The organism is Bacillota bacterium LX-D (genome assembly GCA_031628995.1).
In the GTDB taxonomy this organism is placed as follows: Bacteria; Bacillota; DUOV01; order DUOV01; family Zhaonellaceae; genus JAVLUO01.
This window is the reverse complement of the sequence record JAVLUO010000001.1, coordinates 282,028-306,932: the sequence shown is the minus strand read 5'-3', so window position 1 is coordinate 306,932 and position 24,905 is coordinate 282,028. Positions and strand designations below refer to the sequence as shown.

At 36.6% G+C, this 24,905-nt stretch carries 27 protein-coding genes; 24 read left to right on the top strand and 3 right to left on the bottom strand.

Going from position 1 to position 24,905, the window contains the following annotated elements; genetic code table 11:
* Nucleotides 1–85: 85 nt before the first annotated feature.
* The 10 genes from tsaD (at nucleotide 86) to RDV78_01565 (ending at nucleotide 9,114) form a co-directional block, all read left to right on the top strand.
* Nucleotides 86–1,105, top strand: a complete 1,020-nt coding sequence (tsaD, locus tag RDV78_01610; GenBank protein ID MDS1029201.1) for a tRNA (adenosine(37)-N6)-threonylcarbamoyltransferase complex transferase subunit TsaD — start codon at nucleotides 86–88, stop codon at nucleotides 1,103–1,105.
* A gap of 255 nt (nucleotides 1,106–1,360) precedes the next feature.
* Nucleotides 1,361–2,698, top strand: a complete 1,338-nt coding sequence (locus RDV78_01605; GenBank protein MDS1029200.1) for a DUF512 domain-containing protein — start codon at nucleotides 1,361–1,363, stop codon at nucleotides 2,696–2,698.
* A 107-nt stretch (nucleotides 2,699–2,805) separates the two neighbouring features.
* On the top strand, nucleotides 2,806–3,381 hold the full coding sequence (locus RDV78_01600; GenBank protein ID MDS1029199.1) for a 5-formyltetrahydrofolate cyclo-ligase: 576 nt from the start codon (nucleotides 2,806–2,808) through the stop codon (nucleotides 3,379–3,381).
* A gap of 183 nt (nucleotides 3,382–3,564) precedes the next feature.
* Nucleotides 3,565–3,981: a SoxR reducing system RseC family protein gene (locus tag RDV78_01595; protein MDS1029198.1), complete on the top strand. Its 417-nt coding sequence runs from the start codon at nucleotides 3,565–3,567 to the stop codon at nucleotides 3,979–3,981.
* Nucleotides 3,982–4,054: 73 nt separating this feature from the next.
* Entirely contained in the window at nucleotides 4,055–5,377 is a 1,323-nt protein-coding gene (gene rsxC / locus RDV78_01590) for an electron transport complex subunit RsxC (GenBank protein ID MDS1029197.1), read from the top strand.
* A 16-nt stretch (nucleotides 5,378–5,393) separates the two neighbouring features.
* Complete coding sequence (locus RDV78_01585) at nucleotides 5,394–6,392, top strand: RnfABCDGE type electron transport complex subunit D (GenBank protein MDS1029196.1); 999 nt, start codon at nucleotides 5,394–5,396, stop codon at nucleotides 6,390–6,392.
* 5 nt (nucleotides 6,393–6,397) lie between these two features.
* Nucleotides 6,398–6,961: an RnfABCDGE type electron transport complex subunit G gene (locus tag RDV78_01580; protein MDS1029195.1), complete on the top strand. Its 564-nt coding sequence runs from the start codon at nucleotides 6,398–6,400 to the stop codon at nucleotides 6,959–6,961.
* A 3-nt stretch (nucleotides 6,962–6,964) separates the two neighbouring features.
* Nucleotides 6,965–7,579, top strand: a complete 615-nt coding sequence (gene rsxE / locus RDV78_01575; protein MDS1029194.1) for an electron transport complex subunit RsxE — start codon at nucleotides 6,965–6,967, stop codon at nucleotides 7,577–7,579.
* Nucleotides 7,580–7,596: 17 nt separating this feature from the next.
* Entirely contained in the window at nucleotides 7,597–8,178 is a 582-nt protein-coding gene (locus RDV78_01570) for an RnfABCDGE type electron transport complex subunit A (GenBank protein MDS1029193.1), read from the top strand.
* Between the two features lie 24 nt (nucleotides 8,179–8,202).
* Complete coding sequence (locus RDV78_01565; protein MDS1029192.1) at nucleotides 8,203–9,114, top strand: Fe-S cluster domain-containing protein; 912 nt, start codon at nucleotides 8,203–8,205, stop codon at nucleotides 9,112–9,114.
* Between the two features lie 84 nt (nucleotides 9,115–9,198).
* Here the strand turns inward: RDV78_01565 and RDV78_01560 are convergent, their stop codons facing one another.
* Nucleotides 9,199–10,077 (bottom strand): patatin-like phospholipase family protein, encoded by an 879-nt coding sequence (locus RDV78_01560; protein ID MDS1029191.1) that lies wholly within the window; start codon nucleotides 10,075–10,077, stop codon nucleotides 9,199–9,201.
* A gap of 72 nt (nucleotides 10,078–10,149) precedes the next feature.
* Between RDV78_01560 and RDV78_01555 the strand changes: the two genes are divergently transcribed.
* From RDV78_01555 to guaA, 11 genes are all read left to right on the top strand, one after another.
* The gene (locus RDV78_01555) at nucleotides 10,150–11,034 is read left to right on the top strand and encodes a radical SAM protein (protein ID MDS1029190.1); all 885 of its coding nucleotides are present in this window, start codon (nucleotides 10,150–10,152) and stop codon (nucleotides 11,032–11,034) included.
* A gap of 281 nt (nucleotides 11,035–11,315) precedes the next feature.
* Complete coding sequence (gene groES / locus RDV78_01550) at nucleotides 11,316–11,603, top strand: co-chaperone GroES (GenBank protein ID MDS1029189.1); 288 nt, start codon at nucleotides 11,316–11,318, stop codon at nucleotides 11,601–11,603.
* A 43-nt stretch (nucleotides 11,604–11,646) separates the two neighbouring features.
* Nucleotides 11,647–13,269: a chaperonin GroEL gene (groL, locus tag RDV78_01545; protein MDS1029188.1), complete on the top strand. Its 1,623-nt coding sequence runs from the start codon at nucleotides 11,647–11,649 to the stop codon at nucleotides 13,267–13,269.
* A 157-nt stretch (nucleotides 13,270–13,426) separates the two neighbouring features.
* Nucleotides 13,427–14,500 (top strand): FAD:protein FMN transferase, encoded by a 1,074-nt coding sequence (locus tag RDV78_01540; GenBank protein ID MDS1029187.1) that lies wholly within the window; start codon nucleotides 13,427–13,429, stop codon nucleotides 14,498–14,500.
* Nucleotides 14,484–14,861 (top strand): NusG domain II-containing protein, encoded by a 378-nt coding sequence (locus tag RDV78_01535; GenBank protein ID MDS1029186.1) that lies wholly within the window; start codon nucleotides 14,484–14,486, stop codon nucleotides 14,859–14,861. Before RDV78_01540 ends, RDV78_01535 begins: the two co-directional genes overlap by 17 nt.
* Before the next feature lie 11 nt (nucleotides 14,862–14,872).
* Nucleotides 14,873–15,385: a Gx transporter family protein gene (locus RDV78_01530; protein ID MDS1029185.1), complete on the top strand. Its 513-nt coding sequence runs from the start codon at nucleotides 14,873–14,875 to the stop codon at nucleotides 15,383–15,385.
* A gap of 132 nt (nucleotides 15,386–15,517) precedes the next feature.
* Nucleotides 15,518–16,039 (top strand): YhcN/YlaJ family sporulation lipoprotein, encoded by a 522-nt coding sequence (locus RDV78_01525; protein ID MDS1029184.1) that lies wholly within the window; start codon nucleotides 15,518–15,520, stop codon nucleotides 16,037–16,039.
* A 157-nt stretch (nucleotides 16,040–16,196) separates the two neighbouring features.
* Complete coding sequence (locus tag RDV78_01520) at nucleotides 16,197–17,237, top strand: uroporphyrinogen decarboxylase family protein (protein MDS1029183.1); 1,041 nt, start codon at nucleotides 16,197–16,199, stop codon at nucleotides 17,235–17,237.
* A gap of 64 nt (nucleotides 17,238–17,301) precedes the next feature.
* Nucleotides 17,302–17,994 carry a hypothetical protein gene (locus tag RDV78_01515; protein MDS1029182.1) on the top strand — a complete coding sequence of 231 codons (693 nt, stop codon included), beginning with the start codon at nucleotides 17,302–17,304 and terminating at the stop codon, nucleotides 17,992–17,994.
* Nucleotides 17,995–18,202: 208 nt separating this feature from the next.
* Entirely contained in the window at nucleotides 18,203–18,739 is a 537-nt protein-coding gene (gene hpt / locus RDV78_01510; protein ID MDS1029181.1) for a hypoxanthine phosphoribosyltransferase, read from the top strand.
* A 20-nt stretch (nucleotides 18,740–18,759) separates the two neighbouring features.
* A complete protein-coding gene (gene guaA / locus RDV78_01505; protein MDS1029180.1) occupies nucleotides 18,760–20,295 on the top strand; it encodes a glutamine-hydrolyzing GMP synthase in 1,536 nt (511 codons plus the stop codon).
* A gap of 76 nt (nucleotides 20,296–20,371) precedes the next feature.
* On the opposite strand, the gene RDV78_01500 is transcribed toward guaA, so the two are convergent.
* Together RDV78_01500 and RDV78_01495 are read right to left on the bottom strand one after the other, a co-directional pair.
* Entirely contained in the window at nucleotides 20,372–21,466 is a 1,095-nt protein-coding gene (locus RDV78_01500; protein ID MDS1029179.1) for a site-specific integrase, read from the bottom strand.
* A 163-nt stretch (nucleotides 21,467–21,629) separates the two neighbouring features.
* Nucleotides 21,630–22,148, bottom strand: a complete 519-nt coding sequence (locus RDV78_01495; GenBank protein MDS1029178.1) for a helix-turn-helix transcriptional regulator — start codon at nucleotides 22,146–22,148, stop codon at nucleotides 21,630–21,632.
* A 160-nt stretch (nucleotides 22,149–22,308) separates the two neighbouring features.
* Here RDV78_01495 and RDV78_01490 point away from each other — a divergent pair, with 160 nt between their 5' ends.
* The 3 genes from RDV78_01490 to RDV78_01480 are packed head-to-tail and all read left to right on the top strand — an operon-like array spanning nucleotide 22,309 to nucleotide 24,673.
* Nucleotides 22,309–22,506 (top strand): helix-turn-helix transcriptional regulator, encoded by a 198-nt coding sequence (locus tag RDV78_01490; GenBank protein MDS1029177.1) that lies wholly within the window; start codon nucleotides 22,309–22,311, stop codon nucleotides 22,504–22,506.
* The gene (locus RDV78_01485; protein MDS1029176.1) at nucleotides 22,496–22,720 is read left to right on the top strand and encodes an HTH domain-containing protein; all 225 of its coding nucleotides are present in this window, start codon (nucleotides 22,496–22,498) and stop codon (nucleotides 22,718–22,720) included. Before RDV78_01490 ends, RDV78_01485 begins: the two co-directional genes overlap by 11 nt.
* Before the next feature lie 36 nt (nucleotides 22,721–22,756).
* Nucleotides 22,757–24,673, top strand: a complete 1,917-nt coding sequence (locus RDV78_01480) for a phage/plasmid primase, P4 family (protein MDS1029175.1) — start codon at nucleotides 22,757–22,759, stop codon at nucleotides 24,671–24,673.
* Nucleotides 24,674–24,905 lie beyond the last annotated feature (232 nt).

The following is a 24,905-nucleotide window of genomic DNA, read 5'->3' as shown; positions in this document are numbered from 1 at the left end:
AATGCGTTTTTTTTTATAGAAGTCGATGTTTTATCCTGTTCTAATTAGTGGATAAGTTTGTTAAATTAGTGATAGAGGTGTAGGAATGAAAAAAGATATTGTAATATTGGGGGTAGAAACATCTTGCGATGAGACTTCAGTAGCAGTAGTTTGCAATGGAGTTGAAGTCAAGTCAAACATTATTTCTTCACAGATAGCTACTCATCAAAAATTTGGCGGTGTAGTTCCAGAAATTGCTTCTAGGAAGCACCTGGAAAATATTATTGGAGTAGTGCATGAGGCACTACGTCAAGCTAATTTGGATCTTGCCGATCTAGATGCGGTAGCAGTTACTTATGGACCAGGATTAGTTGGAGCTCTCTTAGTTGGAGTTTCAACTGCTAAAGCAATTGCTTATGCTTTGCATAAACCTCTTATTGGAGTGCATCATATAGCTGGGCATATATATGCCAACTTTTTAACTGAACCTCATCTTGAATTGCCTGTAGCTTGTTTGGTTGTGTCCGGTGGACATACGAATTTGGTACACTGGCAGGAACATGGACGATTAAAACTTTTGGGCTCCACTAGAGACGATGCCGCAGGAGAGGCTTTTGATAAAATTGCACGAGCACTCCATTTAGGATATCCAGGGGGCCCTGCCATTGAAAAAACAGCTCTTCAGGGGAATCCCAGGGCAATTGATTTCCCTCGGGCATGGCTGGAAGAGGGAAGCTTCGATTTCAGCTTTAGTGGTTTAAAATCTAGTGTTTTAAATTATTTAAATAGATTAAAGCAAAATGGTCAGGAAGTAAATGTGCCAGATGTGGCAGCTAGTTTTCAAGAGGCAGTTGTAGAAGTTTTAGTAACTAAAAGTTTAGCTGCTGCCGAACAGTTAGGTGTTAAAACCTTAACCTTGGCCGGAGGTGTTGCTGCAAACAGTCGGCTAAGAGAGGAGCTGTTTGCTAAAGGGCAGCCTAAGGGTATAAAAATTATTTTCCCTGAACTAGTGTATTGTACAGATAATGCTGCAATGATTGGCTGCGCCGCATATTTTCAATATTTGCGCGGCGAAACATCCGGCTTAGATTTAAATGCTGTACCTAATTTGCCACTATTTAACTAATTAGGTGCAACTGTTAAATGTTTTCCAGAAAAAGTGGAAAAGTTATGCACAGAATAGTTATTAATTTGTGGAAACAAGGCTTGTGGATAATGTGGATAAAACTGTTGATAACTTGTAGCACAAAGGGTTTTTTATGTGGAAAAAAGTTATCCACACTTAATAATGCTTTTTGTGGGTAATGTGCAAAAGCACCAAAGTAGACGATATTCTTTTGTAATTTTAAGATATTTCGCTAGAAGAAAGGATGGCTTAAAGTTGGAAGCGCCAAAACATTTATTACTTCAAACTGCCCAGGAAGACAATATTTTAGCAATTACTTCCAAATGCAATGCCAGCTGTATTTTTTGCAGCCATCGTCAAAATCCTGATGGGGTTCAGGCTTACTCTGTTACTGAACAAAACATGGAAAGCCTTAGAGAAGCTGCGGAATATCTTGATCCTTTCCGAAAAATTATTATTGGGGAGTCTGCTACAAGGATTTGCGAAGGAGAACCTTTTTTATATCCAGATTTATTAGAATATTTAGAGTATTTACGCAATAAATTTCCTAAAACTCCAATTCAAATTACAACTAATGGCAAGTTGTTGACAAAGGATAAAATTCAGCATTTAGAACAATTGGGGCTGATGGAATTGTACCTTTCAATTAACAGTATTACCCCTAAGGGCCGTGAAAGGTTAATGGGAAAAAGTTGTTCGTTAGATTCCGATATACTGGAAAATTTAGCTGCAGCCGGATTGCCATACCATGGCAGTCTAGTGGCGATGCCCTGGCTGGTAGGTTGGGAGGACATTGAACAAACAATTCGATCCTTAGATAGATGGAATGCTAAAACCGTACGTATATTTTTGCCGGGCTACAGCAAGTATGCACCTCGAGAGCTGCAAGTACCCAGTGGATTATGGGAAGAACTTACGGACTTTGTATTAGACTTGAGAAAACAGGTATCAGTTCCTTTAACTTTAGAACCTCCTCTTTTAAAGGATTTAGTTCCTGAAATAGCAGGGATTATTAAATTTTCTCCTGGGGCTCAAGCAGGGCTTCAGGAAGGAGATATCATTTGCCGAGTTAACGAAAGCCCAGTTTTTTCGAGAGTTGATGCTTTTCGCAAAATAGCTGCTTTAGAGTCCCCTCAGTTAGAAATCCAAAGGGGTAATGAAATAAAATTTCTTCGTCTGCCAAAAGCTGCAGATGAAACTTCAGGTATTGTAATGGATTATGATTTAAGTGTTGAAGAAGTACAAGATATTCTAAAGCAAATTAATATTAACCGAGCTCATTATCCATTGCTTATGGCTTCTCAGGCAGGCTTTCAAGTGCTGAAAGCAGCCTTAAAAAAGCTTTGCACTGAGGTTGCTCCAGAAATAATACCGGTTAAAAATAATTTCTTTGGAGGTTCAATTTTTGTAGCAGGCTTACTAACGGTAGATGACTTTAAAAAGCAATGGCAATGTCTGCCCAAGGAAAAGAAAGACATATGCGATTTAATTCTTCTGCCATCTAAAGCTTTTGATAATCAAGGCAGGGATTTAACTGGAGAATATTTTGGGGCATTGGAAGACTTTACTGCTATCCCTACTATAGTTATATAAAGTAAACTATATATGATATATACGCTAATCTAATCTATCTATGCATATTATTATATTTATCTTAATATGATAATCTAATAAAAATGGATAAGGAGGTGTTTAAAACTATGAAAAAGAACCTTAGGCAGGAGGTGCTGACCAAAAGAAAAGAATTAGTCCCAGAAGTTGTAGCTGAGAAAAGTTCTTTAATTATTAATAAGGTTATTGCTCTTGAAGAATATCAAAAGGCAAAAACTATAATGCTATATCTTGCATTTCGTAATGAAGTTGATACAACCTTATTAATTAAGCACGCAATGACAGAAGGTAAAAAAGTGGTTATTCCGGTTAGCGATATGCAAAATATCGCCTTGATTCCTACAGAGCTTAGGAATTATCCGGGGGATTTAGAAGAAGGGGCTTATGGTATTCTTGAACCTAAAAAAGAGGCTTTTCATTTTGTTGATCCTCAGGAAATTGACTTATTAATTGTGCCCGGAGTTGCTTTCGATGGGCAAGGCTACCGTTTAGGTTACGGGGCTGGTTACTACGATCGCTTTATTCCTCAACTTAGGACAGATACTACTATTCTTGCTTTAGCTTTTGAGCTGCAAATTGTTCAGCGAGTTTTTCCTGAAAGCCATGACAAACAGATGCAATTTATCGTAACCGAGGAAAGAATTCTTGATTTTAGATCAGCTTGAAAAATATTAACAGGCACAAAAAATAAAAAACACGACATTATATTGCAAATTAGACATATTCTTGCTAATTACTGTCCTAATCGACAAAAAGGCTTTTCTTAAAATTTGCTATAATACAATAACGAATTTACTAGTTAATAAAGTAATATTATTAGATGTGTCTGTAGAAAGCAGGGTTGAAGTATGAAATCAGAAAAAGAAGGCGTTGTTGTTGCTATTGAAGGCAATTTAGCTAAGATTAGAGCCACTAGGCATAATGATTGTGAAAATTGCGGTGCATGTCCCGGTAATACGGCAATGCTTTTAGATGCACAAAATCCGGTTGGAGCGAAGCCGGGTCAACGTATTGCTTTTGAAATTAAAGAAACCAATATGTTAAAGGCTGCGTTTATTGTGTATATTTTGCCGCTGATTGCTATGTTTTTAGGAGTTATAGCCGGCGGCTGGCTGGCCAATAAATTGAACCATCCGGCAATATACTTCCAAGTTGGTGGTGGGTTGCTAACTTTTGCTCTGTCAATAATTTATATCAAAATTTTTGATAAAAATGTCCAAGACAATAATAAGATGCAACCTGTCATTACCCGTATTTTGCCCTAAAGTTTGCCATGTTATCCGTTTTATTTAGGACGAACCGCTGTTTTTAAATTTAAATGAGGAGAGGTGTGAAAATATGCCCAATAGTTTTCGAGGTGGTGTACACCCTAACGACCGAAAAAGCTATTCAGCTAGCAAACCGATTGAAGTAGCGCCGCTGCCCAAGAAGGTTATCATCCCTGTAAGCCAACATATCGGCGCACCTTGTACGCCGGTTGTTAAGAAAGGTGATGTAGTTAAAAAAGGACAGCTGATTGCTTCAAGTGATGCATTTGTTTCTAGTCCTGTTCATGCATCCATTTCGGGTACTGTAGTAGATATAGCTGAATATCCCCACTCTGTTTCAGGAAAATGCTTATCTATTGTTATCGAAAGCGATGGCCTCGATGAGTGGGTAGAGGGGTTACCTCTAAAGCGCGATTGGCAGAAATTAAATGCTGATGAGTTGCGGGAAATTGTTCATCAAGCCGGTATTGTTGGAATGGGTGGAGCTACTTTCCCTACACATGTAAAATTAGCACCGCCAAAAGACAAAAAGATTGATTGTCTTATTATCAATGGTGCTGAATGTGAGCCTTATTTAACTGCAGACCACAGGGTTATGTTAGAGTACGCTGACCGCATGGTTACTGGTGTACAGATTGCAATGAAAATACTAGGGGTAAATAAAGGTTATGTTGGCATCGAAGCAAATAAGCCAGATGCTATTGAAGCAATGAAAAAAGCATTTGCTAATTCAAACGTAGAAGTAGTTTCATTGCCAACTAAGTACCCGCAGGGTGCTGAAAAAATGCTCATAAAAATGATTGTAAACCGCGAGGTACCTTCAGGCGGCCTACCGATGGATGTAGGTGTAGTTGTACAAAACGTCGGTACAGCAGTTGCAATATGTGATGCTGTAACTAAGGGCATTCCTCTGATTGAGAGAGTTACCACTGTTACAGGTTTAGCAGTAAATCAGCCTAAAAACTTATTGCTGAGAATCGGTACTACCTTTGCAGAAGCTGTTGAACTTTGCGGAGGTTTAAAAGAAACACCGGAAAAAATTGTTATGGGCGGGCCAATGATGGGTATGGCTCAACATACACTGGATGTTTCAGTTATTAAAGGGGTTTCTGGAATCTTAGTTTTGAGCCCAAGCGAAGTTAACTCCGGTAAAGAATCACCATGTATTCGCTGCGGTAAATGTGTAGATGCTTGCCCAATGGGTCTTGTTCCAAACATGTTTAGCATATTAGGACAGCGCAACTTATTCCGGGAAGCAAAAGAAGAGTATAATCTTTTAGATTGTGCCGAATGTGGTACTTGCGTATATGCTTGTCCCGCCAAACGTAATATTGTTCATTATGTTAAGCTCTTAAAATACCAAAATGCTGCTGCAGCAAAAGCTGCAAAATAAGTAGGAGGTGATACAAATGAATGGACAAACAAGTTTGGGAGGAAATCTTTTAACTGTTTCACCATCACCACATATTCGTTCTCAGGAATCTATCCCTAAAATTATGTGGAATGTTAACCTAGCCGTTGCCCCAGCAGCCCTATTTGGGATATTCTATTTTGGATTACCTGCATTAGTTACAGTTCTAGTGAGTATTGCATCTGCTGTGTTAACTGAATTTATAATTCAAAAATGGCAGAAAAAAGAAGTTACTATTAATGATGGAAGTGCTTGCTTAACCGGTTTGTTGTTAGCAATGTGTCTGCCCCCGGCTATTCCATTTTATATGACAGCACTTGGTGCTGCTTTTGCCATTGCCATAGCGAAGCATACTATGGGTGGATTGGGCTTTAATATCTTTAACCCAGCACATATTGGCAGGGCAGCCTTAATGGCATCCTGGCCTGTAGCTATGACAACTTGGACAGTAAATCCATTAAGTAAAGTTGATGCTTTAACAACAGCTACACCATTAAACATTTTAAAACAACATGGCTACGATCAGTTAATCCAAGTTTTTGGCAGCCAACCTGAATTGTATAAAGCTCTGTTTTTAGGTACTCGTAACGGTAGTTTAGGTGAAACTTCAACTATTTTATTAGTTCTAGGCGGAATTTATCTAATTTACAAAGGCTATATCAAATGGCAAGTTCCTGTTTGTATGATTGGTACAGTAGGGATCTTAACCTGGGCCTTTGGTGGTGCCAATGGCCTCTTTACCGGTGACCCGATTTTCCATATGATGGCTGGTGGTTTAGTTATCGGTGCTTTCTTTATGGCAACTGATATGGTTACTGTTCCGATCACAACTAAAGGTCAGATTATTTTTGCAGTGGGCGCTGGTACTATTACAACTCTAATTAGACTTTTAGGCGGTTATCCGGAAGGTGTTTGTTACTCCATTCTCTTAATGAACTGTGTAACACCTCTTATTGACCGCTTTATCAAACCTGCAAGATTTGGGGCAAGGGGGTAGAGAAGATGTCTGATGCACATGCTGAAAAAAACGACAGCATCGTAAAGATTGCATTTAACCTTATTATGGCTTGCTTCGTATCAGGTGCGATTATTGCTGGAACCTATGCTTTTACAAATCCTATTGCAGTACAAAAGCAAATTGAGGCAAAGAATAAAGCCATGCAGGAATTGGTTAAAGATGCTGAAACTTTTAAACCCGTTGATGGTAAGAAAGATTGGTATGCTGCTATCAAAGGTGGAAAAGAAATTGCCTACGTTGTACCTGGCGAAAGCAAAGGTTATGGCGGAGCTATTCAAATGTTAGTGGCAGTTACCGCAGATGGTAAAGTTATTGACTATAGTGTTTTGAAGATGAATGAAACCCCAGGCTTGGGTGATAAGGGTGCCAAGGAACCATTTAAAACTCAGTTTATAGGAAAAACGGCAGAACAATTAGAAGTTACAAAAGACCCGGGAAATAAGGAAAATATTCAAGCTTTAACTGGGGCCACCATTACTTCCAAAGCTGTAACTAAAGGTGTTCGTGAGGCTGTGGAAGAAGTAACGGAATTTACGGGGGTGAAATAAGCGATGAGTGAAAAACAATCCTTATGGTCCATATTTAAAAATGGTTTGTTTGAGTCCAACCCAATTTTCGTGCTTGCTCTGAGCCTTTGCCCCGCATTAGCTGTTACCTCAGATTTAATTAGTGCCATGGGTATGGGTTTTACAGTAATGTTCGTTATCACGGCAAATAATACGGTTATTTCAATTGTTCGTAAACTGGTGAATCCTAAAGTTAGGCTTCCGGTTTATATTACATCAATTGCGACAATTGTTACTTTAGCACAATTGTTATTATCAGCTTTTGCTCCTGAAATTTATAAAGCATTAAGTATTTATTTAGCATTAGTTGTTGTGTTTGCGATTATTTTGGCTCGTGCAGAAGTTTTTGCAACGAAGAATCCCGTTATACCTTCCTTCTTTGATGGATTTGGTATGGGCTGGGGATTTTTAGGAGCTATGGTTTTAATTGCGGTAATTCGTGAACTATTTGGAAACGGTACTCTAGCTGGTATTCATATTTTGGGATCTTGGTATAATCCTGCCTTAATTATGATTTTGCCGCCTGGAGGATTTATTACTATCGGTTTATTAATTGGATTGTTTAATCTTATTGGCCAACGTCGGGCCAAATCCTCGTAGTAAAGGAGTGAGGCATAGTGGGTGAATATTTTACCCTGTTTATGGGAGCAGTGCTTGTTAATAACTACGTTTTAACAAGATTCTTAGGTTTATGTATTTTCTTTGGTATTTCCAAAAACTTTAGTGCTTCTGTTGGCATGGGTATGGCCGTAACTTGTGTTATGACCTTAAGCTCAATTTTAGGCTGGGTCGTGTATAATTATGTCTTAGTACCACTGCAGCTACAATTTTTAACTACTGTTGTTTTTGTTATCTTGATTGCTAGCTTTGTGCAGCTGTTGGAAATGGTTATTAAAAAATATGCTCCCACCTTATACAGTATGTGGGGTATATACCTAATGTTAATTGCTACTAACTGCATTGTTTTGGCGATTCCTTTATTGAATGCTGAATCAAATTACAGTTTCCTAAAAAGTATTGTAAATGCTCTTGGTTCAGGTTTAGGTTTCGCCTTAGCTATTATTTTAATGTCTAGCCTCCGGGAAAAATTACAATATGCAGATGTTCCGAAACCATTGCAGGGACTTGGCATCGCTTTTGTTCTAGCAGGTTTATTAGCGTTGTCCTTCCTTGGTTTTTCCGGCATGATTCCGGCATAATATGAGGAGGGGAGGAAATAGAAAATGGGTACTTCAGTGTTGATTCTAGTCGTAATGATCTCAGTTGGGGTATTTTTTGGCTTTGTTTTAGCATTTGCGAATAAAAAGTTTGCTATTGAAATGAACCCTTTGATTCATGTAGTAGAAGATGCCTTGCCGAAAGGTCAGTGTGGTGCCTGCGGATTTGCTGGTTGTATGCAGTACGCCGAAGCAGTTGTCATGAATCCAGATGTACCGCCTAACCTTTGTATTCCTGGTAAAGAAGCAGTTGCTAAAATTGTAGCGGACTTAACGGGTAAAACTGCTGAAGCTGTTGAGCCAAGAATTGCTCAAGTTAGATGTGCCGGTTCAAATAGTAAGGCTGTTAAAAATTATAACTACGAAGGTGTACAAGATTGCGTTGCTGCCAGCTTAATGCTGGGGGGACAAAAAACTTGTCAATATGGTTGCCTAGGTTTAGGCACCTGTGTAGGCAATTGTCCTTTCGGCGCAATGACTATGAGCCCTGATGGGTTACCTGTTATTGATCCTGCAAAATGTACTGGCTGCGGTAAATGTGAAACTGTATGTCCGAAAAATGTTATTTCCATGATGACCTTAGGAGCTCATGTCCGTGTGAACTGTAATTCTAAGGATAAAGGTACTGTTGCTAAGAAAGCTTGCAGCGCAGCTTGTATCGGCTGTTCTCGCTGTGCTAAAGACTGTCCTTATGGAGCTATTAAAGTTGAGAATTTCTTAGCTGCTGTTGATTATCATATTTGTATGGAGAAATGTGATAACGCTGTATGTATTGCTAAATGTCCTACAGGAGCTATTCGCCCTGCAGTGCTGGGCATCGTTCCAGGTACGGAAACTCAAGAAAGTGCAGATGCTATTTGCCATGTTTGCGCAGAAGCTGAAGCAAAACCTGCGAAACCAGCAAAAGAACATGTTTAACTTATTGATGTAATTTAAATATGTAGATAACACAAAGACACCTGTAAGGGTGTTTTTGTGTTTAATCAGCATAACCTCTTGCATTTAATAAGTAAATTTAAGCAACCTCTTAATTTCTTTAATCTTTGCATTGGCTGCTCTTCGTCCGGCTTCTATAATCCCCGGCACTTTTTCCATATCTGTTAAAGATACATGACTTATTGTAGGTTTAATGATTACATCGGCATATTGGGGCAGCGTTGCTTCTACTAAACGATGTCCCATAATATCGTAGCTTTGCAAAAGCACATCTAACATATTATTAATAGGCCTTTCCTGTTCTACTGCAAATCCTATTTCAATTGCAATTACCATGTCTGCGCCCATAGCTCGCAGAATATCTGCAGGTACATTATCAACTAAACCTCCATCTACTAATGTCCTTGTACCTATTACCTTTGGCGTGAAAATACCTGGGATAGCACAACTTGCTGCAACAGCATCTTTAACTAAAACCCCAGTTTCCACAACCGCCGAATCTATCCCAAAATCGTGGCCCCTTTGATTGTGTGTTGTATAAATAACTGTATTACCACTATTTAAATCTGAAGCCACAACGGCTAAGGGATAATCCAACTGGTCAAAATTTTTTTGACCAAGAAGTTTCTGCAGACCATCTTCTAAGTGCTTTGTACTTACTAGCCCTTTAGGCAGCAAGGAAATTCGTTCACGACCAAAACTTCTACCTGGCCAAGCTTCCAAATTTTTTTCTAAATTAAAGAAATTAAGTTTTGAAAACATAGTTAAAAAATTAATTATTTGTTTAGGTTGAACCCCGGAGGCAAATAAACTGCCTACAATACTGCCGGCACTAGTTCCAGCTACAATGTCTGGCTCAATTCCATTAGCTAAAAGTACTTCTAAAACGCCGATATGGGCAAAACCCCGTAGGCCGCCTCCCCCTAATGCAATACCAACTTTCATGAAAATCAGCCTCCTCATTAGTAATTTATGTTATGATTACAAATGGTGAATGGTGCTTAAGGGGGGAGCGAATTGCACGAACAGTGCCACCGTCAAATAAAATATTTGAGGATAGCAGTAAACAGTCAAGAAAATTATGACCAAAAGGAAATATTAATAGTTGAGGAAATCGTCCAAATTGTTAATGCTTTAGTTCCCTTTGGCATTACCAAAGTCAGGCTGACAGGTGCAGAACCTCTTGATCGGCCTGGCATAGTTAATCTTGTTAAGGAATTAGTGGATATTTCGCAAATTGAGGAAGTCTCGTTGACCACAAACGGTTTGTTGTTAACCAAATATGCAAGACGGCTTAGAAGAGCTGGATTAAAAAGAGTGAATATAAATTTAAGCACCATTGATCCTTTAAATTACAAAAAGGGAAAAAAGATAGATTATGCTAAAGTTGATATTGGAATTTTTGCTGGTTGGGCTTTTAGATTAGACCCAGTTAAATTAAATGTCAACGTAAATAGGGAAATTACTTGGCAGGAAATTTGTGATTTAGTCGATCTTTCAGTAGAAATACCTGTGCATGTCAGATTTATTGAGCAGTATAGGGATGAAAACAATCAAAGTCCACAACATAAATATTTCACAGTATCAAAGATTAAAAAAGTTATTGAAGACCATTACGGGCTGCACCCCGTTACCGGGATAACTGGCAATGGGCCGGCAGTTTACTATCAAGTTAAGGGAGCTAGGGGAACAATAGGTTTTATTGCAGAACAAAGTAGTTTTTGCAGTACTTGCAGCCGGATGGTGCTAACCCCAGATGGTAAGCTTAAACCTTGCCTAATTAAAGGGCCTGAATTTGATTTAAAAAGCGTCCTTCGTCAAGGTTCTACTAACAAAGAAAAAGTACTGCAGGAGTTAATTGAAAAAGCACTTCTTTATAAAGCCCAAGAAGCAGCTAAATAAATTTATAATATAAAGTGTATAAAAATTTTTTTATTGGAAATATCTATAATTAATGGTTATTTTATACTTTCCAGCAAATCCCTAGTGAATAATATTGTATTATAAAGAAAAATTAAGATAATTAGGCTTAAAGTGCAATATATTAGCTTTGAAGGTAAATAATAGTCAATTTAGGGGTTTGCCTTTTTCTAAAACCTCAAATTATTATTATAAGTGTATATTAGCACTCAACGAAAATGAGTGCTAACAATAAATATTAGCATTACAAGGAGGTAGGATTGATGAATATTAAGCCATTAGGTGACAGAGTAGTAATTAAAGTATTGTCTTCTGAGGAAAAAACAAAAAGCGGTATTGTAATCCCTGATACTGCCAAAGAAAAACCCCAAGAAGGTGAGGTAGTAGCTGTTGGTACTGGCAGAGCATTAGATAACGGCCAGAAAGCAGCATTAGAAGTAGCAGTAGGGGATAAAGTAATCTACTCCAAATACGCTGGTACTGAAGTTAAATTAGATGGCGAAGAATATCTCATAGTTAGAGAAAGCGATATTTTGGCTGTAATTAAATAATATTGTAGCAATTAAATAGTATTGTACATAGGAGGGAATTAAAGTGGCGAAACAAATTGTATTTACAGAAGATGCCAGACATGCCTTAGAAAAAGGTGTTAATGCACTGGCTGAAACTGTTAAAGTTACACTAGGACCAAAAGGACGCAATGTTGTTCTTGAGAAAAAATTCGGAGGTCCATTAATTACCAACGACGGTGTTACTATTGCCAAAGAAATTGAATTAAAAGATCCTATTGAAAACATGGGTGCTCAGTTAGTTAAAGAAGTTGCTACCAAAACTAATGATGTTGCCGGTGACGGTACAACAACTGCAACAGTTTTAGCCCAAGCTATGATTAGAGAAGGTTTAAAAAACGTAGCAGCTGGTGCAAACCCAATGATTATTAAAAAAGGTATTGAGAGAGCTGTTGAAGTTGCTGTAAATGAGTTAAAGAATATTAGCAAACCTATTGAAGGCAGAAATGCTATTGCTCAAGTAGCCTCAATTTCAGCCAATGATAAAGAAATTGGTAATCTAATTGCTGACGCTATGGATAAGGTTGGCAAAGATGGAGTTATTACCGTTGAGGAATCTCAAGGTATGGGCGTTACTTTAGAAGTTGTTGAAGGTATGCAACTTGATCGCGGTTATATTTCTCCTTACATGATTACTGATACTGAAAAAATGGAAGCAGTTTTAAATGATGCTTATATTTTAATTACAGACAAAAAGATTGCTGCAATCAACGATTTATTACCTATCCTCGAAAAAGTTGTCCAAACAGGTAAACCATTACTTCTAATTGCAGAAGATATTGAAGGGGAAGCACTAGCTACCTTAGTTGTTAATAAAATTCGTGGTACCTTTACCTGTGTTGCAATTAAAGCTCCTGGCTTCGGTGATCGCCGGAAAGCAATGCTTGAAGACATTGCTATTTTAACAGGCGGTAAATATATTACCGAAGACATTGGTATCAAATTGGATAGTGTAACAATTGATATGCTTGGTCAAGCACGTCAAGTAAAAGTGGATAAAGAACATACAACTATTGTTGAAGGTAAAGGTTCCCAAGAAGAAATTCGACAAAGAATTGCTCAAATTCGCCACTTACATGACGAGTCTACTTCTGATTTTGATAAAGAAAAATTACAAGAACGCTTAGCTAAATTAAGCGGCGGCGTTGGTGTAATCCAAGTTGGTGCTGCAACTGAAACAGAATTAAAAGAGAAAAAATTACGTATTGAAGATGCTTTAGCTGCTACTAGAGCCGCTGTAGAAGAAGGTATTGTTGCCGGTGGTGGAACAACTTTAATTGATGTAATGTCAGCCCTTGACAAAATTAATGTTGAAGGCGACGAAAAAACAGGTGTTCTCATTGTGAAAAAAGCTTTAGAAGAGCCTGTTCGTCAAATTGCCATTAACGCTGGTGAGGAAGGTTCTGTAGTTGTTGAAAAAGTTAAAGCAGCTCAAGTAGGTGTTGGTTATAATGCATTAACAAATGTCTACGAAGATATGCTTGCTGCTGGAATCGTTGACCCGGCTAAAGTTACCCGTAGCGCTTTACAAAACGCTGCTAGTATTGCTGCCATGTTATTAACAACAGAAGCTATTGTAGCTGATATTCCTGAAGAAAAACCAGAAATGCCTCCTATGCCCGGCGGCATGCCTCCTGGGATGATGTAAAAAATTTATAAAAAAGTCGTTGTTCCTAAAGAACAGCGACTTTTTTTATGCTTGGATTATTGGTATTTTGCTTTTTTTGTTATATTATAGAAGATATACATCAATAGTAATCTTCAGAGTATAGAATAGTGCTTTTTAATGCCGAGAGGGTGGTAAAGTGGTTAAACCAATTAAATTACTCAGTATAATGCTTTGTTTTTTATTAATTCCTTTTTTGGTAGGGTGCTCTTCCTTATTTGGACCTAAAGAATATTCTGACCAGCAGTTTCTAATGGATACTTTAATCAATATCGAAGCTTATGGGCAAAATGAAAAGCAATTAAAAGCAGCAGTAGATAAAGCATATCAGGAGATGAATAAAATCGCTTTATTAACTGATCGTTTTGCCAAACCGGGAACAGCAGCCTATGAGCAGAGTGAAGTAGTGAAAATTAATAATGCTGCAGGGAAAAAACCTGTCCAAGTTTCAGAAGATGTTTATGAGATGATTGAAATGTCTTTAAAGTACGAGCGTTTCAGCGGGGGAGCCTTTGATATAACTATTGGTCCTTTAATGGATATTTGGGGGTTCGGAAAAAAAGAAAAACAACATGTGCCTCCTGCAAGTTTAATTCAAGAGAAATTATCTTTGGTTGACAGTGACCAAGTATTTTTAAACAAAGACAATAGAACAGTGTTTTTAGCAAAACCAAAAATGTCGATAGATTTAGGAGCTATAGCCAAAGGGTATGCTGCCGAAAAGGCAGCAGAAGTACTAAAGCAAGCTGGCATAAAACAAGCTTTGATTAATGCCGGCGGCAATGTGGTAGTCATAGGTAAAAAAGATCAGGATAATTTGTGGAGAATCGGCATTGAAGATCCTAGGGACACGCAAAATGTAGTAGGCATTCTCTCCTTGGAGGATGAAGCTACAGTTACATCAGGAGATTATCAAAGGAATTTTGTGGAAAATGGAGTATTATACCATCATATACTTTCCCCAAAGACTGGTAAACCGGCCAGGGGTACTTGGAGTGTAACTGTTATTGCCAAAAGTTCTGCTTTAGCCGATGTTTTATCGACAACATTATTTGTCTTAGGACCTGAAGAGGGTCTTAAATTTGTAGAAAAATTAGATGGGGTGGAAGCATTTTATGTGGGAGCTGATAAAAAGATTCGTATTTCATCTGGTTTAAAAAATAAGGTAACAGTACAGGCGGGGAAAAAGTATAGCTATGACCAAGGCAGATAAGTTTATTATTTATGGAACTTTATTTCTAGCACTGTTAACCCTTGTTTTTTCTTTCGGTTGGTTAAAAACTCGTTCTCAGGGGGAAATTGTCGTTATTAAGGCTAAAGGGCAGCCTCAGCAAGAAATTAGGCTAAATGAGATACAAAATGGACAGGAAATAAAAGTACAGGGGTTAATTGGTACATCTGTTCTAAAAATTGAAGATGAAGAAATTAGATTTATTGATTCTCCATGCCGTGATAAGATCTGTGTCCGCAGGGGCTGGATTCAGCACCACGGAGAAGCAGCTGTTTGTGTACCTAACCAAGTATCTGTAGAAATAATAGGTAAAAGAAGCGATTTAGATGATGTTACCAGGTGAGAGTGATTAAATTGAACAAAACTAAAAAATTAACTCTATTAGCAATGTTAGTTACACTTGCCACGGCCTTACATGCTTTAGAATTACTTATACCAAACCCCTTACCTCTGCCTGGAACAAAGTTAGGCTTAGCAAATGTGGTAACCTTAGTAACTTTATTGCAATTTGGCTTTAAAGAAGGTTTAGCTGTTTCCTTATTACGTGTTTTATTTGCTTCATTTTTAACGGGAACATTCTTGACACTTAACTTTACAATGAGTTTAGCTGGTGCACTCCTAAGTGCATTAGTAATGGGTTTGCTATACTACAATATTAAATCGTTTAGCATATTGGGAATAAGTGTTGCTGGGGCTGTTGTACATAATATTGCTCAATTAGCAATTGCTTTCTTTGCTACAGAGACTCCTGGTATTTTCTTTTATCTTCCCTTTTTATTACTGATCGGAGTACCTGTCGGACTTTTAACTGGAGCAATCGCCGGTAATGTTTACAAGCATTTAAAAAATCTTAATATTTTACATTAAGCACAATTTCCTCCCTATTGTCAATTTTTACTGGGTATAAACATTCCTGAACAGTAAATCCTAGTGATAAGGCAAACCTAGTGAATTATAAGGCCAATTAGGTTTGTGATTTGACAAAAAGGAGGTGAAAATATGACTAAGCTGCGCAGAATCAGCGCAATCATGCTTATTTTTACCTTTGTTTTAACTGTACTACTGGCTGGTTGCGGATCTCCTGCTCAAAAACCTGCTCCTCAACCTAATGATACTCAAAATAGGGTATATCCACAAGCTCAAGATAATAATAAACCAAACACAGTTTTACCCACAGATCCAGCGGAAGCAAATAGAATTGCTAAAGACTTAGCTAAAGAAGCAACTAAAGTTGAGGGTGTAAAATCAGCTACCGTTGTAATCTTCCAGGATACAGTTTACTGTGGAATTGATCTGGCTGCTAATGCGGAACAAAGCAGAACTAATGAAATAAAGGACATGGTTCAGGAAAGGTTGAAAAGGGCAGATAAGAGGGTTGACAACGTTGCAGTTACTGCTGATGCTGACTCTGTTACTAGACTAGATAAAATTGCCAAAGGTATTTCACAAGGAAGACCTGTTTCCGAGTTCGCAAAGGAATTAGGTGAAATCGGGAGAAGAATTACTCCTTCTGTAAAATAAAGCTTTATAGTACATGAATGTAACGGGTAAAACCCAGGTAATGGATTAATAGTCCTTGCCTGGGTTTTTTGTTTTTTTGTATCTTGATGTCACAAGCATAGTATATTAATCTTATGGAAGGAGTAACTTTATTGAATAGCTGAAAGGTGATAAATATATGAATCATATTGAAAGAGTATTGATGGCCATAGCCCACCAAGAACCTGACCGGGTTCCCAGAGGGGAGTTTTGGTTGGAACAAGGTTTGGTTAAAAAATTAGTTTCAGATATAGAGGATATAGGGGATTTTAAAGCAGAAGTACAAGCTTTAAATGCTTTAAAATTCGACTTGCGAGCTATTTCCCCCAAGGAGCCGCCAGCAACTGAAGATTTCTCAGGTAAAGAACCTCTTTATAAAGATATGTGGGGACGTAAGTACACAAAACTAAAGGAGCTTAAAGTTTTTAATGAACCTCCCATTAAAGATCTTGCTTTAGCTGAAGATTACCTATTTCCAAATGCTAAAGATTGTGACTATACCAAAATCACAAAATGGCGGGAAAAGACAGACTTTTTTCTTTTCGCCTTAGTAGATGGAGTTTTTGAAGGTGTTTCCTCCTTACTTGATTTTAATCAATTTTTAATGGCTACAGTTAATAACACTAAAATCATTCAAAAAATGGCTGCTGAAAGAGCCCGGTATTTATATGAACAGGTGCAATTGTCTTTGGCAGCAGGGGCAGACGGTATTTTAATCGGCGATGATATTGCTTTTAATGGAGGTACTCTAATTTCTCCTGAAGCACTAAGAAAGATATTTTTCCCTGTTTACTTTGAAGTTGTAAATGAACTTCGTCAAAAAGGTATACCGGTTTTTTTGCATAGCGATGGAAACTTAAATCAAATTTTAGGTGATCTTGTGGAAATAGGCTTTCATGGTCTCCATTCTTTAGAACCAGGAGCAGGTATGGAAATTGGAGCTATTAAAAAGGAATTTGGCCATAAGCTCTGTTTAATGGGAAACCTAGATTTAGGTTTACTTGCAATGGGAAGTGTTAGCGAAGTCCAGGAGGCAGCTAAAAACATATTAAATGCAGCCGCTTCTGGAGGAGGATTTATTTTTAGCAGCGCTGCAGGAATTTTGAGCCAGGACATACCTATTGAGAACTTGCAGTCTGTAACAAAAGTTCTTGAACAATATAATTCATGTAAACAATAGTAATAAATTGCACCCATTACTCGTAAACATAGTGCAGGAGAGGTAATAAAAGGAGTGGGTGCGGGTGACACGTTGGAAAATTATTTGGCTGGTAATTTTACTGATGCTGGCACTAGCTTTTGTGACATGGGGAGGCTATTATTACTACAACAATTTTCTAAAGATAGACCCTAACCAGTTAATAGAAGAAACTCTAAAGAAAACGCTGCAGACGGATAGTTATCGTTTTCATGTTAAACTGCAACTGCAGGTAGATGGCCGCCAAGTTCAGTTAAGTGATGTTCAAGGTGAAAAAGCAAATAGTAAAGACTTTCATATTAAAGGAAAAATGCAAAACCAAGACGTAGAAGTTTTTCAAATTAATAATGTTACTTATTTAAAAAATGGCCTTCAGGAAAAATGGATTGTAGTTCCCGATAATCCTGTTTTTGAAACAGAGTCTTTTTTGGCCGAAATTAACCCTATTTCTAGTTTTAATTTTTCAGAGTTAATTAAGCTTAATTATTTAGGGAAAACTAAGGAGAAATTTAAAAAATATTATGTATTTGAATGTACACCTACTGTATATAATCAGTTTTTAGCCAAGTTCTGGCATAATTTTAAATATAAAATCTGGGTCGAACAAGGCAGCAGGAGAATAGTCAAAGCGGAAGTAACAGCCAATAGTAAAGCTAAGCCAACTGATACATTATCAATGCTAGTAGAACTAAAAGATTATAATGCGAAAATCAAACTGCATCCACCGCAGGAAAAGTAATAATTTATTCATTACCCGAACGATAAATTGTTTTGATAATTAAACATTCGTAAAAAAAATTAAATAAGCAGGAATTAGCGTAAAAATTAGCGAAGTATGTCACGAAGATATAGCTTCGCTGTTTTTTTATGGGTATAAATATTTTTTCTAAACAAAAAATAATTTAGATAAAAGCTAGCTTGGGGGTATTATAGTGTCCGAATCTTTAATGAATGATGTAAAAGGAGTTTTACTTACCAAAGATGAAATTGCGGCAAAAGTACAAGAATTAGGCAAGCAAATTGCTGCTGATTACCAAGGCAAAGAATTGCTAGTAGTTTGTATCCTAAAAGGCGCAGTTTGTTTTATGGCCGATTTAATCAAAGCTATAGATATTCCTTTAGCAATTGATTTTATGGCTGTATCTAGTTATGGCGATGATACAAAGACATCTGGGGCAGTAATGATTTTAAAGGACTTAGAAACAAATTTAAAAGGTAAACACGTCTTAATTGTTGAGGATATTATAGACTCTGGATTAACCTTAAAATATTTAATGGAGAATCTGGACTCTAGGAAGCCAGCCAGCCTTAAAATCTGCACATTGCTGGATAAACCGGAACGCCGTAAAGTAGAATTAAAAGTTGACTATAATGGTTTTATTATTCCTGATGCTTTTGTGGTAGGTTATGGCTTAGATTATGCTGAAAAGTACCGTAATCTCCCTGAGGTATGTGTTTTAAAACCGGAAATATACGAAAAGTAAATCAGGGGGGATTTATAATAATGGCGAAAGAAGAATTAGTTATTGTTTTAGATTTTGGCGGGCAATATAATCAACTAATTGCCCGCAGAGTTCGGGAAGCCAAGGTTTACTGTGAAATGTTACCTTATTTTACACCATTGGAAGAGCTGCTGGCGAAAAACCCCAAGGGTATTATTTTTTCCGGCGGGCCATCTAGCGTTTATGGACCTGAAGCTCCAAAAATAGATCCCAAAATTTATAACTGTGGCATTCCTATTTTAGGGATTTGCTATGGAATGCAGCTTATGGCCCACGATTTAGGTGGAGTTGTAGAAAATGCCGATAATAGGGAATATGGCAAAACCCAAATGGAAGTAGTTCTGGAAGATGATATTATGGCAGCTTTGCCCAAAGAACAGCAATGCTGGATGAGCCACGGTGATTATATCAAAACCCCCCCTCCAGGCTTTAAAATATCTGCGCGAACAGAGAATACACCGGTAACAGCTATGGGCAATGATCAGCAAAAATTATATGGAGTACAGTTTCACCCCGAAGTAAAGCATACTCCTTTCGGTCAAGAAATGTTAAAAAACTTTTTGTATCATGTTTGTAAATGCACTGGCAGTTGGAATATGTTTTCATTTATCGAAGCTGAAGTGGCAAAAATTCAAGCTATAGTAGGTCAACGTAAAGTTCTTTGTGCATTAAGCGGCGGTGTAGATTCTGCAGTAGCAGCTCTTTTAGTACACAAAGCAATTGGCAATCAATTAACTTGCGTTTTTGTTAACCATGGCTTACTCCGTAAAGGTGAAGCGGAGCAAGTCCGGGAAACATTCCAAGGCCGTTTTGGTTTAAATTTTGATTATGTCGACGCTGAAGAGCGTTTTTTAAGTAAATTAACGGGTGTAGAAGATCCGGAACAAAAGCGGAAAATTATTGGCACTGAATTCATCAGGGTCTTTGAAGAAGAGGCTAGAAAACTGGGGAAAATAGATTTCTTAGTGCAAGGCACTCTTTATTCCGATGTTATCGAAAGTGGAACAGAAACAGCAGCTAAAATTAAAAGTCACCATAATGTAGGTGGTTTGCCGGAAGATATGCAGTTTGAGCTAATCGAGCCTTTGCGTTCCCTCTTTAAAGATGAAGTGCGGGCAGTAGGGGAAGAACTAGGCTTACCTCAGGAAATTGTTTGGCGGCAGCCTTTCCCTGGACCAGGCTTAGGCATTAGAATTTTAGGTGAAGTAACTTCGGAAAAATTAGCTATTCTAAAAGAAGTAGATGCAATTGTAACTGAAGAAATTCAAAATGCAGGTTTAAGCAGGGAAGTATGGCAGTACTTTGCCGTCCTACCTGATATACGCAGCGTAGGAGTCATGGGCGACGAAAGAACTTACGCTTATACAGCAATCATCCGGGCTGTAACTAGCCACGATGCCATGACCGCAGACTGGGCAAGATTACCTTATGACTTACTGGAAAAAATGTCTTCCAGAATAGTCAACGAAGTACCAAAAGTCAACCGTGTAGCTTACGACATTACCTCCAAGCCGCCAGCTACTATAGAGTGGGAATAGTAAATAAAATACCCCTAAATCCTTTATTTATAAGGGTTTAGGGGTTTAATATTTTGCTTACCGTACTAATATCGTACTACTTTATATTTTCATCATTTTCAGGCTGGTTTTTATCATTCAATTCCTGAAGCTTATTAGCCACTTCGCTATGTTTATTCGGATAAAGATGGGAATAAGTTTGTAAGGTAGTTTCAATATTTTCATGTCCAAGCCTTTCCGAAATAAGCAGCGGTGAAAAAACCATTTCAATCAACAATGAAGCGTGGGAATGTCGCAAGTCATGAATTCTAATCTTCTTTACTTTTGAAGTCTTACAACCCCTTTTCATTTCATGATGAAGGTAAGACTTTGTTACCTGAAACAACCTTTCATCAGGTTCATAATCATAAAGTTTTGATGCATATTCCTGAACCATTTCAGCCAAGAAAGGTGGTATTGTAACAACCCTTTTGCTTTTGGGTGTTTTAGGTTCAAGTATTAAATCCTGGTCACCCATCCTTGCATAGTTTTTATTTATGCTAACTGTTAAGGCTTCAAAATCGAAATCATTTAATGTCAGTGCCAATAATTCACCTGACCGCATACCAGTCCAAAACAACAGTTCAAACGCAACCTTTGAAACTGGCTTATCTTCCACAGCAGCAATAAATTTATTGAATTCTTCCACAGTCCAAAACTTCATTGAATCAGCATTTTTCTTCCCCATACTTCCACATATCCTGGCAGGATTTGAAGGAAGCTTGTAATATTTCATTGCAAAATTAAATATTGCTGAAAGCTGGTTATTTACTGTTTTCAGATATGTTTGACTATAATTATTTTCATGGGAAATCAATTCGTTTTGCCATTTTCTAACGGTTGTTGGGGTAATGGTGTTAATCGGCATATCCTTAAAGAATGGCAATACCTTTAAATCAATCACATACTTTTTATTTTCCAATGTAGTTGGCTTCAATCTGCTTTGACAATCTTCCATATACAGTTCAACCAAGCTGCCAAATGTCATGTCACAAGAAGCATGGGCTTTATTTAGAAATTCCCTTTCAAAAGCCTTGGCTTCCTTTTGGGTTTTAAAACCACGTTGCATTTTTTGTTTATTCGCACCAGTCCAATCCTTGTAATTGAATTTGCAGTACCAAGTACCACGTTTTTCATCTTTGTAAACAGGCATTATATCATTCCTTTCTTTGAAAAAGGGTATAAAAAATAGACCCTTTATATATCCAAAGGAATTTGATATAATACAATTGCCTATATAGGTACTATATCAAACCCTTTGGGTTTATAGAGTATCAACGAAAAATCGTTTGGTGTTAGCAGCACCAGGCGATTTTTTATTTATTTTGGTTGGCTTTATAAATTTCAAATTCCACTGATTTTTCAATTGTATTTCTAAATTCTTCAAATTCTGCTTCAGTAAAGATTATTGATGTTTTTTCTTTCGTAATTGTTGCTGTATATGTTTCTTTATCTGCAATTTGTGCTTTTCCAACAACCTTCCCTTCTTCAACAACATCTTCATAATGCCATTCAAGAACTTCAGGTTCAATTTCAACAGTATAGCCAATAGATTCCAAATACTTTATAAAACAGTCCCATTTTTCATTTTCTTTTGCAAGCTTACCATCGGGATTATATTTAATATCAAAATATCTTCCCATCCCAATTAAATCTGATGGTTTTACACCTAAAGCAAAAGAAATCTTTTCAATAGTTTCCAATGTTGGATTCGATTGTTCACCACTTTCAAGTTTACTAACCATGCTAAAACTTAATCCGCTTAATTCTGCCAATTCTTGCTGGCTAATTTTCTTTGCTTTTCTAATCCGTTTTAGATTTTCTTTTAATAACATTTTATCACCTCATCATGATAATACCATTGTCAGTGAAAAAAGTAAAGATATTTTTTAGAAAAATACCATTACAATATTGACAGCTTATACACATACCATTATAATGGGAGTATAAGAAAAAATTCCATTACGAATGGTATATTTTATGGAGGTGAAAAAAGTGAGCCATAATTTAAAAATTGCAAGAATTAAACAAAACTTAACGCAAGTTGAACTTGCTAAAATGGTAGGTATTACCAATAAGTATTTATCACAGCTTGAAACTGGAAAATCTAAAAACCCAAGTAAAGCTTTGATGGAAAAGATAGCAAGAACATTAAATTGCACAGTTCAGGAATTGTTTTTCAATGAAGAATAAAGAAAGGATGATGTTAACTATGGCAAATAATCAAGTTATTAAGCAAGAACCTAAATTTATAACTGCTTCTGAAGTTGCAGAAATGCTTGGTGTTTCTTTAACAACTGGCTACCGTATTGTAAAGCAATTAAATGAGGAACTGAAACAGCAAGGAAAAATTACTGTGGCTGGTAAGGTAAGTTCCCGCTATTTTTATGAGAAAGTGGCTTTATAATATGGAAATCAACTTCGGAAAGGCAGGTGATAATGCTTGAATATATATGAAGAACTTTTCCAGGATTATGTAATTACCAAAAACAAAAAATGCACTGAAAAATTCAAGGATAGAACCAATAAAGCAACCTTTGAACAGGTAAAAGATTATCCTGAATTTGCTGGTGTTTTAAAAAATGACATTGTATTGGTTGACATAGACGATTCGGAACAAAGTGAAATTTTATTCAGAATTGTTAATGACTTAAATCTTAATTGTGTGGTTATAAAAACTGGCAGGGGTAAGCACTTCTATTTTAAAAATAGTGGCATAAAAACAAATAAAACTAAAACCCAAACAGCAATTGGCTTAACTGTTGATATAAAACTTGGATTAAAGAGTTCATATTCTGTTATTAAAACAGACGGTCAATTTAGGGATGTTTTAAGAACCCCTGAAGAACTGGATATGCTTCCAAGATGGCTGTTCCCAATAAAATATAAAGCTGAATTTCTTGACATGGAAGCTGGGGATGGTAGAAACCAAGCCTTATTTAATTATGAACTTCCGCTTCAGGGTGAGGGCTTCACTGTTGAAGAATGCAGGGAAACCATCAGAATAATAAATAAGTATATCCTAAAAGAACCTCTGTCAGATTCAGAACTTGAAACTATATTAAGGGATGATGCTTTTCAGAAACCAGTTTTCTATCAAAAGAATAAATTCATGCATAATGTATTTGGTGATTATTTGATGCGAGAAGAACATATTGTTTCAATCAATAATAATCTTCACATTTATTCTGAAGGCATTTATGTTGACAAAATTAAACTGATATTTGCAGCTATGATTAAGCATATACCAACAATTACCAAAAACCATAGGAATGAAACATTGTCATACCTTGAAGCGGTTTGTGAAGATGTAAAATTAAGCAATATCAACAAAATACCAGTAAAAAACGGACTATATAACATAGATACGGATGAACTTGAAGAATTTACACCAGGATATATTTCAAAAAATAAAATTCCTACAGCATACAATCCAGCAGCAGAATCAAGTTTAATAGATAAATTTCTTGATGATTTAGCTTGTGGTGATATTACCATAAGGGCAGTAATTGAAGAAATGATTGGAACAACCCTATATAGGTCAAGTGATTTTGATGCATTTTTTATCTTAGTTGGTGAAGGTTCAAATGGAAAATCTACATTGCTTGATTTAATAATTGCTATGCTTGGTGAAGAAAATATTTGTTCTGTGGAATTAAAAGACTTGGACAAGACATTCAAAACTGCTGAATTGTTTGGGAAGCTTGCAAACATAGGTGATGATATTAGTTCTAATGATATTAAGAATAGCAGCTTCATAAAGAAATTAGCTTCAGGAAATAAAGTCAATGTTGAAAGAAAAGGTCAGAATCCGTTTGAAATGAAAAGTTATGCAAAAATGATATTTAGTTCAAATACAACCCCTGTGATTCATGACACAAGCCATGGACTGAATAGAAGGTTAATTCTGATTCCACTGAATAACAAATTTGAAAAAGATGTTCATTTTAAAAGCAAGATTTTGAGTTCAGAAAATTTGGAGTATCTTTTGAAGCTTGCAATAAATGGCTTGAAAAGAGTATTGAAAAACAATGGTGAATTTACTTCATCAAAAGCTATTGAAAAAGCTGGAAATGATTATCAAAAATTAAATAATCCTGTTTTAGCATACTTAGAAGAAGTTGAACATGAAGAATTACTAAATGAATCTACAGAACATATATTTTTGCAATTTAAAACTTGGTGTTCGATAAACAATTATGAATATGAATTTCAACAACAAAAGTTTACTGCTGAAGTTAAGAAAATCACTGGATTTAAAACTAAAAAAGTACGGACACCTAAAAGCAATTTAAGACATAGAAAAAAAGAATCTTATTATGTGTTTGTTCCTGCTGATGATGATAAAGGAACTGGTTAGAACATAAAACGGAACACATTAAAAACCTTATAAATACAATATTTTTTAAATGTGTTCCATTATGTTCCGTCAATTTTAAAAATCTTTATATAAAAAATTGAGTTAGTTGTAACTAAATATTTTATATATAAAAGAATTTATTATATATATAGTATATTAATAAAAATGCCTAAAACCCTTTGCTATCAAGGCTTTCAGAGATTTCAAATAAAAAAAGTGATGGAACATAAGT

Bases quoted from the DNA above. Each gene is read 5' to 3' on its own strand.
- RDV78_01560 (MDS1029191.1), bottom strand. From the start codon at position 10,077: ATGAAAGTTGGTATTGCATTAGGGGGAGGCGGCCTACGGGGTTTTGCC.
- groES (MDS1029189.1), top strand. From the start codon at position 11,316: ATGAATATTAAGCCATTAGGTGACAGAGTAGTAATTAAAGTATTGTCT.
- RDV78_01520 (MDS1029183.1), top strand. From the start codon at position 16,197: ATGAATCATATTGAAAGAGTATTGATGGCCATAGCCCACCAAGAACCT.
- RDV78_01580 (MDS1029195.1), top strand. From the start codon at position 6,398: ATGTCTGATGCACATGCTGAAAAAAACGACAGCATCGTAAAGATTGCA.
- guaA (MDS1029180.1), top strand. From the start codon at position 18,760: ATGGCGAAAGAAGAATTAGTTATTGTTTTAGATTTTGGCGGGCAATAT.
- RDV78_01585 (MDS1029196.1), top strand. From the start codon at position 5,394: ATGAATGGACAAACAAGTTTGGGAGGAAATCTTTTAACTGTTTCACCA.
- RDV78_01485 (MDS1029176.1), top strand. From the start codon at position 22,496: ATGAAGAATAAAGAAAGGATGATGTTAACTATGGCAAATAATCAAGTT.
- rsxE (MDS1029194.1), top strand. From the start codon at position 6,965: ATGAGTGAAAAACAATCCTTATGGTCCATATTTAAAAATGGTTTGTTT.
- RDV78_01535 (MDS1029186.1), top strand. From the start codon at position 14,484: ATGACCAAGGCAGATAAGTTTATTATTTATGGAACTTTATTTCTAGCA.
- tsaD (MDS1029201.1), top strand. From the start codon at position 86: ATGAAAAAAGATATTGTAATATTGGGGGTAGAAACATCTTGCGATGAG.
- RDV78_01500 (MDS1029179.1), bottom strand. From the start codon at position 21,466: ATGCCTGTTTACAAAGATGAAAAACGTGGTACTTGGTACTGCAAATTC.
- RDV78_01495 (MDS1029178.1), bottom strand. From the start codon at position 22,148: ATGTTATTAAAAGAAAATCTAAAACGGATTAGAAAAGCAAAGAAAATT.
- RDV78_01595 (MDS1029198.1), top strand. From the start codon at position 3,565: ATGAAATCAGAAAAAGAAGGCGTTGTTGTTGCTATTGAAGGCAATTTA.
- RDV78_01565 (MDS1029192.1), top strand. From the start codon at position 8,203: ATGGGTACTTCAGTGTTGATTCTAGTCGTAATGATCTCAGTTGGGGTA.
- RDV78_01600 (MDS1029199.1), top strand. From the start codon at position 2,806: ATGAAAAAGAACCTTAGGCAGGAGGTGCTGACCAAAAGAAAAGAATTA.
- rsxC (MDS1029197.1), top strand. From the start codon at position 4,055: ATGCCCAATAGTTTTCGAGGTGGTGTACACCCTAACGACCGAAAAAGC.
- RDV78_01525 (MDS1029184.1), top strand. From the start codon at position 15,518: ATGACTAAGCTGCGCAGAATCAGCGCAATCATGCTTATTTTTACCTTT.
- hpt (MDS1029181.1), top strand. From the start codon at position 18,203: ATGAATGATGTAAAAGGAGTTTTACTTACCAAAGATGAAATTGCGGCA.